The sequence below is a fragment of the Pseudonocardia zijingensis genome, assembly GCF_042657305.1.
Classification (GTDB): Bacteria; Actinomycetota; Actinomycetes; order Mycobacteriales; family Pseudonocardiaceae; genus Pseudonocardia; species Pseudonocardia zijingensis.
In genome coordinates, this window is sequence record NZ_JBHSKO010000028.1 from 12694 (window position 1) to 29277 (window position 16584).

14 protein-coding genes are annotated in these 16584 nt (G+C 76.5%); 5 read left to right on the top strand and 9 right to left on the bottom strand.

The window, feature by feature from the left end; translation table 11 throughout:
* The gene (locus ACFPL3_RS35450; RefSeq protein WP_343941251.1) at window positions 1-741 is read right to left on the bottom strand and encodes a single stranded DNA-binding domain-containing protein; all 741 of its coding nucleotides are present in this window, start codon (window positions 739-741) and stop codon (window positions 1-3) included.
* A 126-nt stretch (window positions 742-867) separates the two neighbouring features.
* On the opposite strand from ACFPL3_RS35450, the gene ACFPL3_RS35455 reads away from it, so the two are divergent.
* Window positions 868-1551 (top strand): response regulator transcription factor, encoded by a 684-nt coding sequence (locus ACFPL3_RS35455; RefSeq protein WP_343941252.1) that lies wholly within the window; start codon window positions 868-870, stop codon window positions 1549-1551.
* The gene (locus ACFPL3_RS35460; protein WP_343941253.1) at window positions 1548-2933 is read left to right on the top strand and encodes a sensor histidine kinase; all 1386 of its coding nucleotides are present in this window, start codon (window positions 1548-1550) and stop codon (window positions 2931-2933) included. The genes ACFPL3_RS35455 and ACFPL3_RS35460 overlap by 4 nt, the downstream gene beginning before the upstream one ends.
* Before the next feature lie 52 nt (window positions 2934-2985).
* On the opposite strand, the gene ACFPL3_RS35465 is transcribed toward ACFPL3_RS35460, so the two are convergent.
* Window positions 2986-3984 carry a potassium channel family protein gene (locus ACFPL3_RS35465; protein WP_343941259.1) on the bottom strand — a complete coding sequence of 333 codons (999 nt, stop codon included), beginning with the start codon at window positions 3982-3984 and terminating at the stop codon, window positions 2986-2988.
* Window positions 3985-4117: 133 nt separating this feature from the next.
* Complete coding sequence (locus ACFPL3_RS35470; RefSeq protein WP_343941254.1) at window positions 4118-5221, bottom strand: saccharopine dehydrogenase family protein; 1104 nt, start codon at window positions 5219-5221, stop codon at window positions 4118-4120.
* 241 nt (window positions 5222-5462) lie between these two features.
* On the opposite strand from ACFPL3_RS35470, the gene ACFPL3_RS35475 reads away from it, so the two are divergent.
* Window positions 5463-5996, top strand: coding sequence for a DUF1697 domain-containing protein (locus ACFPL3_RS35475; RefSeq protein WP_343941255.1), 534 nt, complete (start codon window positions 5463-5465; stop codon window positions 5994-5996).
* On the opposite strand, the gene ACFPL3_RS35480 is transcribed toward ACFPL3_RS35475, so the two are convergent.
* The 5 genes from ACFPL3_RS35480 to ACFPL3_RS35500 all read right to left on the bottom strand — a co-directional run bounded on the left by ACFPL3_RS35480 (window position 5971) and on the right by ACFPL3_RS35500 (window position 14762).
* The gene (locus ACFPL3_RS35480; RefSeq protein ID WP_343941256.1) at window positions 5971-6381 is read right to left on the bottom strand and encodes a helix-turn-helix domain-containing protein; all 411 of its coding nucleotides are present in this window, start codon (window positions 6379-6381) and stop codon (window positions 5971-5973) included. The two genes, ACFPL3_RS35475 and ACFPL3_RS35480, sit on opposite strands and share 26 nt — an antisense overlap.
* Window positions 6382-6514: 133 nt before the next feature.
* Window positions 6515-6994 (bottom strand): hypothetical protein, encoded by a 480-nt coding sequence (locus ACFPL3_RS35485; RefSeq protein WP_343941257.1) that lies wholly within the window; start codon window positions 6992-6994, stop codon window positions 6515-6517.
* 80 nt (window positions 6995-7074) lie between these two features.
* Window positions 7075-10404, bottom strand: coding sequence for an ATP-dependent helicase (locus tag ACFPL3_RS35490; protein ID WP_379590347.1), 3330 nt, complete (start codon window positions 10402-10404; stop codon window positions 7075-7077).
* Between the two features lie 34 nt (window positions 10405-10438).
* Window positions 10439-11287, bottom strand: a complete 849-nt coding sequence (locus ACFPL3_RS35495) for a glycoside hydrolase family 16 protein (protein WP_343945311.1) — start codon at window positions 11285-11287, stop codon at window positions 10439-10441.
* A 169-nt stretch (window positions 11288-11456) separates the two neighbouring features.
* The gene (locus ACFPL3_RS35500; RefSeq protein WP_379590350.1) at window positions 11457-14762 is read right to left on the bottom strand and encodes an ATP-dependent helicase; all 3306 of its coding nucleotides are present in this window, start codon (window positions 14760-14762) and stop codon (window positions 11457-11459) included.
* A 59-nt stretch (window positions 14763-14821) separates the two neighbouring features.
* Between ACFPL3_RS35500 and ACFPL3_RS35505 the strand changes: the two genes are divergently transcribed.
* A complete protein-coding gene (locus tag ACFPL3_RS35505) occupies window positions 14822-15595 on the top strand; it encodes an alpha/beta fold hydrolase (RefSeq protein WP_343946828.1) in 774 nt (257 codons plus the stop codon).
* Window positions 15596-15605: 10 nt separating this feature from the next.
* The gene (locus ACFPL3_RS35510; protein ID WP_343946827.1) at window positions 15606-15923 is read left to right on the top strand and encodes an MGMT family protein; all 318 of its coding nucleotides are present in this window, start codon (window positions 15606-15608) and stop codon (window positions 15921-15923) included.
* Here ACFPL3_RS35510 and ACFPL3_RS35515 read toward each other — a convergent pair.
* Window positions 15884-16573, bottom strand: a complete 690-nt coding sequence (locus ACFPL3_RS35515; protein ID WP_379590353.1) for a sirohydrochlorin chelatase — start codon at window positions 16571-16573, stop codon at window positions 15884-15886. The genes ACFPL3_RS35510 and ACFPL3_RS35515 overlap by 40 nt on opposite strands.
* Between the last annotated feature and the right edge of the window lie 11 nt (window positions 16574-16584).

The following is a 16584-nucleotide window of genomic DNA, read 5'->3' on the forward strand; positions in this document are numbered from 1 at the left end:
TCAGGAGGCCTTGGGCAGCACCCGGATCCCGTCGGCGCGGATCGTGGCGCCGTCGGCGGTGCCGGTGAGCACCACGACGTCACCGACCACGGGCTTCTGCGACAGCGCCGTGACGTCCGCGGAGACGGGGAGCCCGTCCACGGAGGTCACGGTGGCGGTGTCGCCGCTGAGCGCGGTGACGGTGCCCATGACGCGCGCCTGCGGCACCCAGATCGCCTCCGCGGTGGCGGCCTCGCCGGTGCCCTCGACCGCCATCACCACGCGCTCGCCGACCTGCAGGTCGCCCAGCCCGCTGTTGCCGGCACCGCGCACCCGGGTGTCGCCGTCGGTGCGGATGGTGCGCGGGGCCGCGCCGTCGACGTTCACGACGATCGACCCGTTCGCCACGGACCCGACCGTGCCGGCAACGACCGGCTCGTCGCCGAATCCGCCGAAGCCGAAGCCCTGCCCGCGCGGGCCCCGGCCCTCGAACTCGTCGTCATCGTCGTCCCAGCGCTCCCCCATCGGCCCGCCGTGGCGCTCCTGCACCCACGGCGGCGCACCCGACCAGCCTGCGCGGTCGAAACCCGGGCCGAACCGGCCGCGGTCGTGATCGGGCAGCAGGAGCGCCGCGGTCACGCCGGCGATCACGACCAGCGCCGCCACCACGGCGGTGATCACGACGCCGCGGCTGCGCAGCCGCGACCGCCAGGGCCGGCGCGGCCCCTCGGTCGAGGTGGTGGGTGGTTCGGTGCTGCTCATCTGAAGGCTCCCCTCGGGACGTCTTGCGAACTCCCCACCGACGCTGCCGCGCGTTCCTGAAGCCGGCCTGAAGCGCGCCCACACCTTCAGCCGATCTTCAGTCGGGCCCGCCCGCGCGGCGGGAGAATGGGAGCCGTGACCGCGCGCGTGCTGGTGGTGGAGGACGCCGAGGCGATCCGCACCGCCGTGGTTTCCGGGCTCGGGGAAGCCGGGTTCGGCGCCGCGGGGCGCCCGGACGGGCGCACCATCGAGGACGACCTCGCGACCTTCCGGCCCGACCTGGTGGTGCTCGACGTCATGCTGCCCGGACGGGACGGGTTCGCGCTGCTCGACGTCGTGCGCAGGCACAGCGACGCAGGGGTGGTGATGCTGACCGCCCGCGACGCCGTCGACGACCGGTTGCGCGGGTTGCACGGCGGCGCCGACGACTACGTCGTGAAGCCGTTCGCGCTCGCCGAGCTCGTCGCGCGGGTCACGGCGGTGCTGCGCCGGATGGGCCGCACTCCGGCCACCGTCGAGGTCGGCGACCTCGTCATCGACGCCGCCGCGGGCACGGTGCTGCGCCGCGGCGCACCGGTCGAGCTCACCGCCACCGAGTTGCGGCTCCTGGACTACCTCGCCACGCAGCGCGGCCGCGTGGTCAGCAAGGGGCAGATCCTCACCCGCGTGTGGGGCTACACCGACTACGACCCCAACCTGGTCGAGGTGCACGTCTCCGCGCTGCGGCGCAAGCTCGGCGAGCCGCGCCTCGTGCACACCGTGCGCGGGCTCGGCTACGTCCTGCGCGCCGAGGGCGAGGCGGAGACGTGACCGGCGGCCCGGCGCCCCGCCTGCGCACGGTGTCGCTGCGGCGCCGGGTCACGGTGCTCAGCCTCACCGTGCTCGCCGCCGTGCTGCTGGTCGTCGGCGTCCTCACCGACTTCTTCTTCAGCAACCAGATCCGCTCCGAGCTGCGCCAGCAGCTGGACGTGCGCGCCACCCTCGCCGGCCAGCTCGTGGCCCAGGGCGTGGCGGCCGACGAGGTGGCCCGCCGGGTGGAGGCCCCGGGCATCCGCGCCGAGGTCCGCGCGCCCGACGGCCGCGTCTACGCGGGCGACCCCGACGACGACCACCCCATGTGGGGCCCGCCGTGGCGTGACCGGCCGCCGGGCGCCGGCGAACGCTGGTGGGACGACGAAGAGGACGACCGCGCCGCGCGCCAGGTCCTCGAACGGCCGCTGGCCGACGGCTCGCAGCTCACGCTCGTGGCGAGCGGCGGGCCGGTGAGCGGTGCCCAGCAGGCGCTGCGGCGCATCCTCACCGTGCTGGGCCTCGCCGCGCTGGCCGTCGCCGGCATCGTCATGCTGCTCACCACCCGGGTGGCGCTCGCGCCGCTCGACGCGATGACGGCGCTGGCCCGCTCGATCACCAGCGGCAACCGCGGCAGGCGGCTCGCCCCCACCCGCACCGACACCGAGCTGGGCCGCACGGCCGCCGCCTTCGACGCGATGCTCGACGAGCTGGAGGGCGCCGAAGCCGCGGCCCGGGCGTCGGAGGCCAGGACCCGGCAGTTCGTCGCCGACGCCGCCCACGAGCTGCGCACCCCCATCGCCGGCGTGCAGGCCGTCGCCGAGGCGGCGATCGCGCCCGGGATGGCGCCCGAGGAGCGCGAGCGGCTGCACCTGCTGCTGCTGCGCGAGAGCAGGCGGGCCGGCCGGCTCGTCGACGACCTGCTGGTGCTCGCCCGGCTGGACGCGGGGCTGGAGCTGCGCCGCGAACCGGTCGACCTGCTGGAGCTCGCCCGGGCCGAGGCCGAACGCGCGCAGCTGGTGGCCCCCGACCAGCAGGTGGAGGTGCGCGGCGAGCACGTCACCGTGCCCGGCGACGCCTCCCGGCTGGCGCAGGTGCTGGGCAACCTGCTCGACAACGCGCGGCGCCACGCCGGGCCGGGCACGGTCGTCGTCACCGTGTCGGGCGGGGACCCCGCCACCGTGCTGGTCACCGACGACGGGCCGGGCGTCCCGCCCGCCGACCGCGAACGGATCTTCGACCGGCTGGTGCGCCTGGACGAGGCCCGCGGCGAGGACGGCGGCGCCGGGCTGGGCCTCGCGATCGCCCGCGGGATCGCGCGCGCCCACGGCGGTGACCTGCGCTACGTCGACCCGCCGTCCGGCCGCGGCGCGGCCTTCGAACTGGCCCTCCGGGCCCCGTGAGTGGATACGAGTGCTGGAGCACTCGTATCCACTCACGACCGCCGGAGGCGGCTCAGTCCTCGTCGGGCAGCGTGACCTTCTTGATGTAGAGCAGCCGGTCGCCGCGCTCCAGCGCGTCCACGGCGGAGGCGTCCACGCGGTACAGGTCGTCGCCGCGCACCACGCCCAGCACGATGTCGGCCAGGTGCCGGGGGGAGCCACCCACCTCGGCCTCCTCCACCGGCCGCTCGCTGATCGCGAAGCCGGCGTCGGGGGTGAGCAGGTCCTCCACCACCTCCACGACGCTCGGGGTGGTGGTGGCCATGCCGAGCAGGCGCCCCGCCGTCTCCGCCGAGACGATCACCGAGTTCGCGCCCGACTGGCGCAGCAGGTGCACGTTCTCCGACTCCCGCACCGACGCGACGATCCGCACGTCCGGAGCCAGCTCGCGGGCGGTGAGGGTGACGAGCACCGCCGTGTCGTCGCGGTTGGTGGCCACCACGATCGCCGACGCCTGCTGCAGACCGGCGATCCGCAGCACGCTCGACCGGGTGGCGTTGCCCGTGACCGTCACCAGGCCGAGCGCGGAGGCGGCGTCCAGCTGCGCGCGGTCGGTGTCGACGACCACGATCTCGGTGGGGTCGGCACCGTCGCCGAGCAGCGTCTCGACGGCGGCACGGCCCTTGGTGCCGTAGCCGACGACGACGGTGTGGTTGCGCACGCGGGACCTCCAGCGCTCGATGCGGACCGCCTGCCGGGAGCGCTCCGTGAGCAGCTCCACCGTGGTGCCGACCAGCACGATCAGGAACAGCAACCGCAGCGGCGTGATGACGACGGTGGTGAGCAGCCGCGCCTCGGGCGTGACGGGCACGATGTCCCCGTACCCGGTGGTGGAGAGCGAGACCGTGGCGTAGTAGAACGCGTCGCCCAGCGAGATCGGGGTGTCGCTGTTGTTGTCGACGTAGCCGTCGCCGCCGAACCAGACGACGAGCGCGGCGGCCACGAGCGCGCTCAGCGCGATCAGGACGCGGCGCAGCAGCGCCACCGCGGGACTCGCGCCCGTGTCGGGCATGCGGATGAGGCCGACCAGCGACGGGTCGGCGAGCGGCCGACGCTGATTCGTCCGGCGCAGATCCGTCACCACGCGCGGAGAGTAGCCGCCGGGCGGGGAGCGCGCGCACCGACCGGGCCGTCCCCGGCGAAGATCACCGCGGTTCCTCGACGATGCCGGCCTCGGCCGCGCCTGCCACGAGCTCGTCGAGGCCGAACGCCGTGACCGCGTCCACCGCCCCGGTTCCGGCCACGCCGTGCTCGGCGGCCCGCCAGGCGCCCCACGCGAGCAGGTCGGCCGTGATCGCGTACGGCTCGGGGGCGGTGAGCCGGGTGCGCGCGAGCAGCGTGCCGGTGCGGTCGAACACCTCGGCGACGAAGTGCGACCGGGCGCCCGCGAGCGCGCTCCCCGACGGCGCGGCCGGCACGGGGCGGGTCAGCAGGTCGGCCGCGGTGGCCACGACACGGCCAGGCAGGCGCGACAGCAGCGGCGCGACCCGGGCACCCGCGTGCACCGCCCCGCTCGCCCGGCCGAACCAGCCCAGGTAGACGTCCACCGTGCGCAGCCCGGGCGCGAGGCGCGGAAGTGCGAACTGCTCGCTCGCCCCGATCGTGACGCCCGGGCGCGGGCGCCCCGCCACGTCGAACGTGCGCATGCGGGCACCGGCCGCCTCGGTGCGCAGCGCACCGTCGCGCCAGGCGTAGAGGGGCTGGGTGGCGATCCCGGCGAGCGACCGCAGGGTGCCCCGGGAGAACGGCTGCCCCCGACCGAGCCCGGTGAGGAAGTAGCCGACGTCCACGCGGTCGGCGCCCCCGCCCGCCGCACGCAGGGCGAGCGCCCCGGCGAGCACCCCGGGCACGTAGTCGTTGCCGAACGCGGTGAGCAGCGCGGCGCCGGACCGCTCCGCGACAGGACCCCAGCGCTCGTGCACCGCGCGGATGAACGGCGGCTCCCCCGTGGAGTCGAGGTACACCGCGCCGGCGTCGACCGCGGCGGCCACCGCGGGCGTCCCGAGCTCGGTGAACGGCCCGACGGTGCTGACCAGCACCTCACCGCGGCCGACGAGCCGGGCGACCGACGTCTCGTCGGTGACGTGCGCGATCTCGGTCTCCAGCCCGCCCAGCCGCTGCGCGAGCGCCGTGAGCTTCCGCGGGTCCCGGCCCGCGAGCACCGGCCGCAGGCCCCGGCGCACCATGGCCTCCGCGGTGCGGGCCCCGGTGTACCCGGTGGCCCCGAACACGACGACCCGCGCGCCCATGGCGGCCACAGTAGCCACGCCGTGCGGCCGGCGGCCCGCACGAACGCGCAGCTCACCCCTCCGGGCGCGAGACTCGCCCGGGCAAACCGGAGACTCGCGGGGCAGATGCGGGACTCGGCCGGGCAAACGCGGGAATCGCCCGGTGAAACGGGAGACTCGCCCCATGGGGGCGCGAGTCCCGGTACCGGGGGGCGTGTCTCCCGTGGCGGCGGCCGAGGTGCGCGTTTCGTAGGCTCCCGGCATGCCCCGGTACGCCGTGCTCCTGCGCGGGATCAACGTCGGCCGCGCGAAGCGCGTGGCGATGGCCGACCTGCGCGCCGTCCTGCAGGACGTCGGCTACACGGACGTGCGCACGCTGCTGAACAGCGGAAACGTGGTGCTCACCGGCGAGGAGGCCGACCCGGCCGAGCACGCCGGGCGGATCGAGGAGGCCATCCGGGAGCGCTTCGGCATGGACGTGCGGTGCGCCGTGCTGACCGCCGCGGAGCTGCAGGCGGTGGTCGCGGGCCACCCGTTCGCCGACGTGGCCGACAACGGCTCGCGGATGATGGCGTTCGTCTACGTGCGGCCGGTCGACCCGGCGCTGGTGGCGGGGCATCCACCGGTGCCGCAGGACCCGGATCGCGCCCGCGTCGGCGACCGGGCCGTCTACCAGTGGTGCCCGGACGGGCTGATGGCGGCGCCGGACCTGTCGCCCTACATCCGGGACCACCTGCGCGCGGACGTCACCGCGCGGAACTGGAACACGATCACGAAGCTCGCGGCTCTTCTCTAGCCGGCTCCGCACGCTGCTCGCGCAGGTCCCTGAGCTGCCGCCGGGCGTCGTGCAGTTCCGCGCGGGCGTCCTCGAGCGCTTCGTCGGCGGCCTGGCGGCGGGCGTCGCTCGCGCGGAGGCGGTCCTCGAGCCCGCAGATGGCGCAGGCCGAGGCGAGCGGGTGACCGGCGTCGAGCAATTCCCGCAGCCGGGCCGCGATGGCGAGCTGGCGACGCGAGTAGCGGCGGTGGCCGCCGCGGGTGCGGTGGGGCTTCAGGATGCCGGCGTTGTCGAGGCTGCGCAGGAAGGCCGGCTGGACGCCGAGCAGCTCCGCGGCCTGCCCCATGGCGACCGCGGGGTAGTCCTCGTCGTCCAGCCTGGCGAGCTTGTTCTTCACTGGTCTCATCCGTTCACGTCGATCCGGCGGTCCTCCTCACCTGCCTCCTGCGGTCGTGCTGCGTACTGCGTGGTCGTCGGCCTCCCGGTGCCTCCGGGGCGGACCGGTCGGCCGGTATCGGTGAAGCCGGTCGGCGGGCCGATCAGCGCGCGGAGCTGGAGGCGGGCTCCCTCGCGCTCAGCTGCCGCACCTCACCCGGTCCGGCGCCGTCGATCGAGGTGGGGGCCGACGGTGCGCCGGTGCCGGTGAAGGCGGTGAACCCGAAGTGGATCTCCCCGGCGGCCGCGGTGCGCTCCGGGTGCGGGGCGGCGTGGACGCGGGAGGAATCTGCGCGCACGACGCCCGCGGCGTCGACCGCGTCGAGCTGGGCGAGCAGCCGGGCGAGGGTGACCGGGGCCTCGCTCGGGCAGCGGTCGGTCTGCGTGAGGGTGCGGTGCAGCGGCCCCGTGTGCCAGCCGTCCGGGTCCCCGCTCCCGACGGGAACGGCGACGGCGACGTCGAGCAACCACCGCGACGGTTTGCCGGCGATCTCGGGTGTCTGGTGCAGCGTGATCTCGGTGACCTGGTCGGCACGGACCAGGCTGCGGTCGAACAGCTGCAGCCACACGTTCGCAAGGCTCACGTCGCTCTCCTCGGATCTGAAGCCGACAGCGGGGATATCTCTATCGTGCACTGTAGGTTAAGCGATCGCAAGGCGCAGGGTTACTGCATCGCTCCAGACACTTCGGCGACGGGAACAGATGCCAGCAGGGCGCGCAGGCCGTCGGCGTCGAGCAGGTCGGCGGGACGCAGCGTGACGTCCTGGCGCACGTAGTGGAACGCCGCGCGCACCCGCTCGGGCGGGCAACCGGCGAGCGCCGCCCAGGCGAGCCGGTAGGCCGCGAGCTGCACCGCGAGCGCGGGGACCCGCTCGTCCTCGGGCAGGGCGCCGGTCTTCCAGTCGACCACCGTCCAGCCGCCGTCCGGGTCGGCGAAGACGGCGTCCATCCGCCCGCGCACGCCGATCCCGGCGATCACGGTCTCGAACGGCACCTCCACCTCGACGGGCCGCCGGTCGGCCCACGCGCTGGCGAGGAACGCCTCCTGCAGCTCCTCGAGCGCGTCGTCGGAGGCCGCGCCCTCGTCGGCTGCGCCGGGCAGCTCGTCGATGTCGAGCAGCTGGGCCGCGCCGAAGCGCTGCTCCAGCCAGGCGTGGAAGGCCGTGCCGCGGCGGGCGTGCGGGTTCGGCGGCAGGGGCAGGGGTCGGCGCAGCCGGGTGGCCAGCTCCGCCGGGTCGGCCGCGAGCTCCACGAGCCTGCTCACCGACAGCTGCGCGGGCAGCGCCACGGCCGGCCGGGCCCGGGCCGCGGCCCGCTCGGCGAGCAGCACGTCGACGTCGGCGGCCCACCCCTCCGGGTCGTCCACCTCCGGCTCCGCCGGCTCGTCCGGCGGCTGGGCCCCCGGCAGCCGGATCTGGTCGCCCGGCTCAGCCGCGGCCTCCGCGTGGGCGGCGCGCCGCTCCGACAGGTCGCGCAGCGCGGCGCGCACGAGCGCCGCCCCGGCGTGCACGTGCTCCGACCGCGCGCCCAGCGGGTCCGCCGGCCACAGCGCGGTGGGGTGCTCCAGGGTGGCGGGGTTGACGTCGTCGGGCGCGGGTTCCTCCGCCCAGTGCTCGGCGCCGTGCACGGCCGCGATCTCCACCAGGAAGTCCGACGGCTGCTTGGGCCGCTCCGCCGCGGCCCCCCACCGGTGCCCGGAGACGAGCAGGACGCGCTCGGCGCGGGTGAGGGCCACGTAGAACAGCCGGCGTTCCTCGGCGAGCCGCCGCTCGTCGAGGGCCTCGGAGTGGGCCTTGATCGCGTCCTCGAGCTGCTTGCGGTCGGGGGAGTCGCCGGGCAGGTCCAGCGCGGGCAGGTCGTCGGCGTCGCCGCGCAGCGCCACGGGCAGCTCGGCCGGGTTGGTGAGCCAGGTGCCGCTGAGCTTGCGGCCGGGGAAGACCTGGGACACCAGGTGCGGCACGGCCACGACCTCCCACTCGAGGCCCTTCGCGGCGTGCACGGTGAGCACCTGCACGCGGTCGGGCGCCACCTCGACCTCGCCGGGGGTGAGCCCGTCCTCGGCGCGCTCGGCCGTCTCGAGGAAGTCGAGCAGCGCGGGGAGCGTGGCCACCTCGGCACCCGCCGCGAAGTCGGCCACGACGTCGGCGAACGCGTCCAGGTGGGCCCGCCCGACCGGCCCCGGCCGGGAGACGGTCTCCGCGTCCAGCAGCAGCACGCGCTCCGCGTCGGCCACCAGGTCGGTGAGGGGCGCCGACGCGCGCGAGCGCAGCCACCCCAGCTCCCGGGCGAGCCGCGTGATGCGCGCGTAGCCCTGCGCCGAGTAGCGCTCCGGCTCGCCGGGGTCGTCGAGGGCGTCGACGAGCCCGGCCTGCTCGGCCTGCTCGCCGGGCAGCGCCCCGTGGGCGAGGGACTCCGGGGTGGGCGGGCCGGGGCGGGTGGGCAGCTCGGGCACGAGCTCGCGGGCGCGCTGCCACAGGGCGGCGAGGTCGGCCACCCCGAGCCGCCATCGGGCCCCGGTGAGCAGCCGGACGGCCGCCGGCCCGGCCAGGGGGTCGGCCACGAGCCGCAGCGCGCTCACCAGGTCGCGCACCTCAGGGGTGTCGAGCAGGCCGCCGATCCCGACGACCTCCACCGGCAGCCCGCGCTCGCGCAGCGCGGTGGCGATCGGGGCCATGTCGGCGCGGCGGCGCACGAGCACGGCCGACGTGGGCGGCTCGTCCGCCTCGTGCCACCGCTGCGCGATCGCGTCGGCCATCCACGCGATCTCCGCGGCGACGTCGGGGAGCAGCGCCACCCGCACGTCGCCGCTGCTGGTGCCGGGCCCGGCTTTCAGCTCGCCGACGCCCACCGCCCCCGGCGCGGCGCGCAGCGGGGCGGAGGCGGCGTTGGCGAGTGCCAGCACCTCCGGCGGGTTGCGGAAGCTCGTGAGCAGCCCGTACTCGGGGGCGGGGCCACCGTCGGGGCCGGGGAAGTCGGTGCGGAACCGGGCCAGGTTCCCGGCGCTGGCCCCGCGCCAGCCGTAGATCGACTGGTTCGGGTCGCCCACCGCGGTGACGGTCGGGTCGTCCGCCCGCACCGGTTCGCCGGGCGGGGTGCCGAAGAGCGAGCGCAGCAGCACCCGCTGTGCGTGCCCGGTGTCCTGGTACTCGTCGAGCAGCACCGCCCGGTACGTCGCTCGTTCGGTGGCGCCCACCTCGGGGTGCTCGGCGGCCACCCGGGCCGCGATCGTCAGCTGGTCGCCGAAGTCGACGGCCCGTTCCGCCCGCTTGCGCGCCGCGAACGCCTCGACGAGTGGCAGCAGCGCCCGCCGCTGGCGCTGGGCCTCCATCCAGCGCTTGTAGGTCTGCGACGGCTCGGCCCGCTGCCTCTTGCCGGGCGGGGCCGCGGCGAGCACGGCGACCAGCGCGTCGGCGTGGCGGCGCACCGCCTCCGGGTCCACGAGGTGCTCGCCGAGCTCGCCCGCCAGCGCGAGCAGCCGCTCGGTGACCGTGGCGGGGACGAGGTCGACGTCCAGGTCCTCGGCCCACGTCGTGACGACGCGGTGGGCGAGCTGCCACGACGCCGTGGGGCCCAGCAGACGCGCCGCGGGCTCGGCGGGCAGCCGCAGCGCGTGCTCGCCGACCAGGCGTCCCGCGTAGGCGTGGTAGGTGGCGATAGTCGGCTCGCCCGCGAGTACCTCGACGCGACGGCGGCCGCTCGGGTCCAGCTCGTCGAGCAGCGGGGTGCCTGCCAGGCGGCGCAGCCGCGCCCGCACCCGGGCCCCGAGCTGCTGCGCGGCCTTGCGGGTGAACGTCAGCCCCAGCACCTGCTCGGGCAGCACCTGGCCGGTGGCGACGAGCCACACCACGCGGGCGGCCATCGTCTCGGTCTTGCCCGCACCCGCCCCCGCCACGACGAGCGCCGGCCCCGGCGGAGCGGCGATCACCGCGGCCTGCTCGTCGGTGGGCGGCGGCAGGCCGAGCGCGTGGGCCAGCGCCCCGGGGGTCAGCTCCACCCGGCTGTTCTACCCGACCCGCGCCGCGGCGGTGTCAGCGCCGCGCGTCGCGGGGCGCGGCGAAGATCTTGACCCAGTCGATCTCGAGGCTGACCTCTTCGGGCGTGGTGGCGTCCGGGGCGGGGATCCACTCCCGGTACGGGCCCATGTCGAGCTGCATCGTCATGTGCATGGGCACCTTCGGGATCACGTTCTTGTCGAAGGTCTCGAACTGCTTGACGCCGTCGACGAACCAGGTGATCCGGTTGGGCAGCCACTCCATGGCGAACGTGTGCCACTGGCTGAAGTCGCCGCTGACCTTGTTGCCCGCCTGCTTGTTCTGCGGCGAGAAGTGGATGACGAAGTGGGCCTGACTGCGGTCCTCCTTCGGCACCTCCATCATGTCCAGCTCGCCGTCGTCCTTGTTCTCGGTCTGCGGCCAGAGCAGGATGGCCGCCCCGCGGCCGCGCCCCTTCTCGGTGCGGGCCCGGAACTCCCAGCGCCCGTACAGCTGGTCGCGCTCGTGCCCCATGCCGCCGGACACGTTGCCACGGGCGGTGATCCGCAGCAGCCCGTCCCGCACGGTGATGGCCGAGGGCCTGCGGAACCCGTTGCCGAAGCCGCCGACGCTGTTGTAGCGGTTCCACACCTTCGGATCGAGGCTCGAACCGTCGAAGTCGAAGCTGTGGACCGGCCGCCAGTCGACGCCCGTGACGTCACGGCCCGTGCCGACGCCCGACACGCCGCTGGGCGGCTCGGGCACCGAGGTGGGTGGGGGCGCCGGTGCGGGCAACGCCTGCAGGAGATCCGGTTCGGTCGAACCGGTGGCTCCGGCACAGCCCGCGGCCAGCAACATCGCGGCGCAGACCAGAAACGATCGCAGCCGCCCCGGACTCCGGGACATGCTCGCCTCCTCGACCTGTACACCGGTGGGGGAGCTTTCGGGGAGCGCCGGCGTACGGGATCACGGTACCGCGTACGCGGAACCGGACAGAACGACCTACCCCGTGGTTGAGCTCGCCCGATCCGGCGATCGGCCGAACACCGCGCGTGGTGCTGTGCGACGTGCGGGGCTATGCATCGGGGACCGGTCGGCCGGACGCGTTGAGCGGACAGCTGGTGCGCACGGGGCAGCGGTCGCAGTCGGGCCCGAGGCGCGCGATGAAGTGCGCCTCGGAGGTGTCCTCGGCACAGCGCCGCACGACCTCCTCCCACGCGGCCAGCTGCTCGTCGTCGAGCGGGGGCTGGGTGGGAGCCTTCGCCTGGCCGCCCGCCTTCTGGTCGGCCACGTACACCAGCCGCGCGCCGCCGGGCTTGACGCCGGGCTCGAGCAACCTGCCGAACGCCCCGAGCGCGGCCGCCAGCTGGTAGACGGCCAGCTGCGGGTGCTCGGCCGCTGCCCGGGCGCTGATCGCGGTCTTGCCGGTCTTGACGTCGATCACGACGGGCCGGCCTTCGGCGTCGACCTCCAGCCGGTCGACGCGCCCGCGTACGCGCAGCCACGGGCCGGCCGTGCGGCCCGCCCGTTCGCCCAGCTCACCCGGCTCGTCGCCCGCGAGGTCGAGCTGGACGGGCTGCTCGACAGCCACCAGCCGCATGCCCTCGGCCCGGCTGGTGCGCACCCACTCCTCGAACGCGGCCAGCATGCCCCGCACCCGCTGGAGTTCGCGCCGGCCGAACCACGGGGCGCCCGCGTCGAGCCTTGCCCACGCCGAGCGCAGCGCACCCTCCAGCTCCTCCTGCGCGGCCCCGGCTGCGCTGGCCTGCACGAGCGCGTGCACCAACGACCCGGTGACGGCCGCCAGCGCGCCCACCTCCGAGCCGCCGTGGCGCTCCAGCACCCAGCGCAGCGGACAGCGGACGATCTTCTCCACGTCCGAGGGCGAAACCGGCACGACCTCACCCGGCGCACGCAGCGGGGTCTGGCTGCTCACGGGCGCGAGGCCGTACCAGTCGTCGGGGTGGGCGCCCGGCACACCCGCCTCGGCCAGCCGCGCCAGCTGCACGGCGGCGCGGCGCCTGCGCTCCTCCCCCGCCGCGTCGTGGGCGGGGGCGCACACCGCCCGCCGCAGCTCCCCCACCAGCTCCGCGAGCACGAGCGAGCGGGCGGGCCGGTGGACCGGGCGGTCGGCGTTGGTGGCCGGCACCGGGTCGAGCTCGTCGAGGAAGCGCGAGGGCTGCTCGTCCTCGCCCTGCACCGCGCTCACGAGCAACGTGTGCCGCGCCCGCGAGCACGCCACGTAGAACAGGCGCCGTTCCTCGGCCAGCAGCGGCGCCACCCGCGAGACCGTGGGCTCCGCCACCCCGGCCACCAGGTCGACGAGCCGCTCGTTGCCCAGCAGGCTGCCGCGCAGCCGCAGGTCGGGCCAGCTGCCCTCCTGCACGGACGGCACGGCCACCACGTCCCACTCGCGGCCGCGGGCCGCGTGGGCCGTGAGCAGCGAGACGGCGTCGCCCTGCGGGGCGCGCGGCGCGAGCGAGTCGCCGGGCAGCTGCTGGTCGGCGAGGTACTCCACGAAGCTCGCGACGGCCGCGCCGGGCAGCCGGTCGGCGTGGCGCGCGGCCGCGTCGAAGAGCGCGAGCACCGCGTCGAGGTCGCGGTCGGCGGCCGCCCCCACCGGGCCGCCGCGCCCGCTCGCGTCGCGCAGCCGCGGGCCGAGCCCACTGGCCTGCCACACCCGCCACAGCACCTCCTCGGCGCTCTCGCCGTCGCGGGCGGCGTCGCCCGCGATAGCGAGCAGCGTGCTCACCCGCCGCAGCGGGGCGGCCTCCTGCGGGGGCAGCGCGACGAGCAGGTCGGGCCTGCCGAGCGCCGCCGAGCGCAGCACCTCCACCAGCAGCGGGTCGCTGCCCACGCGTTCGGCCTGCTCCGGCTCGGGCGCACCGCCCACGTGCAGCCGCAGGAGCCCGCGGCGCAACCGCCGCATCCGCATCGGGTCGGCCGACCCGAGCGGGGACGTGAGCAGGGCGTGGGCCGCGTCGGCGTCGATCTCGTCGGGCCGGGTGGCGCAGCGCAGCACCAGCAGCAGCGGCACGACGGCGGGCTGGCGGGCGAGCGGCAGCTCCTCGGGCGGCGCCGCGATCGGCACGCCCGCCGCCAGCAACGCGCGGCGCAACGTGGGCAGGGTGCGGCGGGTGGAGCGCGCCAGCACCGCCATCCGCGACCAGGGCACACCGCGCACGAGGTGGGCGCGCCGCAGCTGGTCGGCGATCCACCCGGCCTCCTGCGCCGCCGAGGCGAACACCTTCACCTGCACCTCGCCGGGCGCGTCCGGCTCCCCGGGCGGCGCGGCGCGCTCCCGGCCCGGCCCGCTGCCCGGCAGCCGGGCGGCGAGGCGGCCTACGGCCGCGCGCACCGCGGGCGCCCCGCGGTGGTCGACCGGCAGCACCACCGTGGGGGCCTCGACGGCACGCAGGCCCTCCGGGTCGGCGCCGCGGAAGTTGAGGACGGCCTGGTCGGGGTCGCCCGCGAGCAGCACCGTCTGCGCGGTGGCCCCGAGCACGCGGACCAGCTCCATCTGCTGGGGGTCGAGGTCCTGGGCGTCGTCGACGACGAGATGGCGCACCCGCTCGCGCTCGGCGGCGAGCAGATCCGGGTCGGCGGCCAGCGCGTCGAGCGCGGCGGCCACGAGCTCGGCGGCGTCCAGCGCGGGGGCGGTGGCCTGCGGCGCCCCGCGGCCCGCGGCGCCGCGCAGCAGGATGACGTGCTCGTAGCTGCGGAAGAACCGGCCCGACGCCACCCATTCCGGCACGTCGTGGCGACGACCCAGCTCCACCAGCTCGTCGGGGCCAAGCCCGCGCTCGGCGGCGCGCAGCAGCAGCTCGCGCAGCTCGGCGGCGAACCCCGGCAGCCCGATCGCCGGGCGCAGCCGATCGCCCCACCCCGAGTCGGGCACCCCACCTTGCTCGGGCCCGGCGAGCTCCCCGCCGAGCAGGTCGCGCACCACGGCGTCCTGCTCGGCGCTCGCGAGCAGGCGCGGCGGCGGGTCGCCGTGGCGCGCGGCGTGCAGCCGCAGCACGCCGAACGCGTAGGAGTGGACCGTGCGCACCAGCGGCTCGCGGGTGGTGCGCTCCGCGTGCGGGTCGTGGGCGAGGTCGACGATCCGCTCCCGCAGCTCCGCGGCCGCCCGCCTGCTGCCGACCAGCACCAGCGTGCGCTCCGGGTGCTCACCCGCCCGGATGCGCCGCGCGACCGCGGACAGCAACACCGTGGTCTTGCCGGTGCCCGGCCCGCCGACCACGCGCAGCGGCCCGGCACTGTGCTCGAGCACCCGGCGCGCCTGCGCGGACCACTCGGGCTCCACGGCCGCCGCCCGCGGGCGCCGCACCAGCCCCGGGGCGAGCGCGGCGCGGTCGGGGCGGACGTCCGAGCGGAGCACGCCACGATGCAACCACGCGCCCCCGACAGCGCACCGCCCGGCTGGCAGGATCGGTCGGCGTGACCGAGCTCCCCCTGCACGTCCACACGTTCGGGCCCGCCGACGGGCGGCCCGTGCTCGCGCTGCACGGCGTCACCGGGCACGGGGCCCGCTACCGGGTGCTCACCGAGGAGCTGCCCGGCATCCGGCTGCACGCCGTCGACCTGCGCGGCCACGGCCGCTCCCCGTGGACCCCGCCCTGGCGGATCGAGGACCACGTGGCCGACGTCGTCGGCGTGCTGAACGCGCTCGGTCTGGACCGCGTCCCGGTGGTCGGGCACTCGTTCGGCGGCGCGATCGCCGTGCACCTCGCCCGCAGCGCGCCGGAGCGCGTGGAGCGACTCGTGCTGCTCGACCCGGCACTCGGGCTCGGCACCGAGCGCATGCTGGAGCAGGCCGAGGCCGCGCGGGCCGACGAGTCGTACCCCGACCTCGCCGCCGCCCGGGCCGACCGCGCACAGCGCTGGGAGGGCGTCCCCGGCGACCGCGTCGAGGCCGAGCTCGCCGAGCACCTCGTCACCGACGGCGACCGGCTGCTCTACCGCTACTGCCAGTCGGCCGTGGTCGTCGCGTGGAGCGAGATGGCCCGGCCCGCGCTGACACCACCCGCGGGCACCCGCACGCTGCTCCTGCCGGCCACCAGCGCCGACTTCGTCGATCCCGCCTGGGTGGAGGCGTGCCGTGCGGAGCTGGGCGACGCGCTCACCGTCACCGAGGTCGACGCAGGCCACATGCTGTACCTGGAGAAGACGGCCGAGGTCGCGGCGCTGATGCGCGCGTTCCTCACGAGCTGACGGGGGCGAGGTGGACGAGGAGACCGTCGAGCGGGTGCGGGCCGCCGTCCGCGCGATCCCGCCCGGGGAGACCGCGAGCTACGGCGAGATCGCCGACCGGTGCGGGCTGCGCTCGCCCCGGCTGGTGGGCCGGATCCTCGCCGAGGACGGCCACGACCTGCCCTGGCACCGGGTGCTGCGCGCCGACGGGTCCTGCGCCCCCCACCTCGCGCAGGAGCAGAGCGCCCGCCTGCGGGCCGAGGGGGTGCTGATGGTGAACGGCCGTCTCCCCCGCCCCGGCACGCGCCGTCAGGCGGGCAGGGACACCGACGCCACCGCGGACCGGTAGCGGGCCGCCAGCACGTCCAGCACCGCGTCGTGGTCGGCCAGCGGGGCGCCCACCACGTCGGCGCCGCAGTTCTGCAGGTTTCGGTGGAAGAGGCCCGGCGCGAGCAGCCACGACGCCACGGCCACCCGCTGCGCACCGTCGGCACGCAGGCGCTCCACCACGCCGGCCACGCCCGGCCCGGCGCCGAGCACGATCGGGGCAGGGGTGACGGGTCTGCGCAGCAGCCGCCCCAACCGGCGGGCGGCGCGGGCGCCGTCGGCCTGCGCGTGCGGGTCGCTCGACGCGGCCACGGCGAGCACCACGGCGTCGCCGGGCCGGGCACCGGCCTCGGTCAGCCGCTGCGCGGCCGCCGCCACCAGCGCGGGGTCGGGGCCGAACGCGCCCGCGAGCACGACGTCGCGGCGCCCGCCGGCGCGCAGCTGCTCGGGCACGTCGGCCCGCACGTGGTAGCCGGCGGCGAGGAACGCGGGCACGGCGACGGTGGGCCCGGGCAGGTCCGCGAGCGCCTCGGCGGGCGTGGGACCGCGGACGTCGGCGAAGCAGGCGCGCACCGGCACGTCCAGCAGCCGTTCGGCCCGCGCGGCCACCCGCTCGGTGACGACGGCCCCTGCCGGGTCGCGTGTGCCGTGCGCGACGAGGAGCAGGTTCACCGCTCCCCCCG

What these genes read in the sequence shown, in the direction of transcription:
- ACFPL3_RS35450 (WP_343941251.1), bottom strand. Translation starts at nt 741, where the DNA reads ATGAGCAGCACCGAACCACCCACCACCTCGACCGAGGGGCCGCGCCGG.
- ACFPL3_RS35455 (WP_343941252.1), top strand. Translation starts at nt 868, where the DNA reads ATGGGAGCCGTGACCGCGCGCGTGCTGGTGGTGGAGGACGCCGAGGCG.
- ACFPL3_RS35465 (WP_343941259.1), bottom strand. Translation starts at nt 3,984, where the DNA reads ATGCCCGACACGGGCGCGAGTCCCGCGGTGGCGCTGCTGCGCCGCGTC.
- ACFPL3_RS35470 (WP_343941254.1), bottom strand. Translation starts at nt 5,221, where the DNA reads ATGGGCGCGCGGGTCGTCGTGTTCGGGGCCACCGGGTACACCGGGGCC.
- ACFPL3_RS35475 (WP_343941255.1), top strand. Translation starts at nt 5,463, where the DNA reads ATGCCCCGGTACGCCGTGCTCCTGCGCGGGATCAACGTCGGCCGCGCG.
- ACFPL3_RS35480 (WP_343941256.1), bottom strand. Translation starts at nt 6,381, where the DNA reads ATGAGACCAGTGAAGAACAAGCTCGCCAGGCTGGACGACGAGGACTAC.
- ACFPL3_RS35495 (WP_343945311.1), bottom strand. Translation starts at nt 11,287, where the DNA reads ATGTCCCGGAGTCCGGGGCGGCTGCGATCGTTTCTGGTCTGCGCCGCG.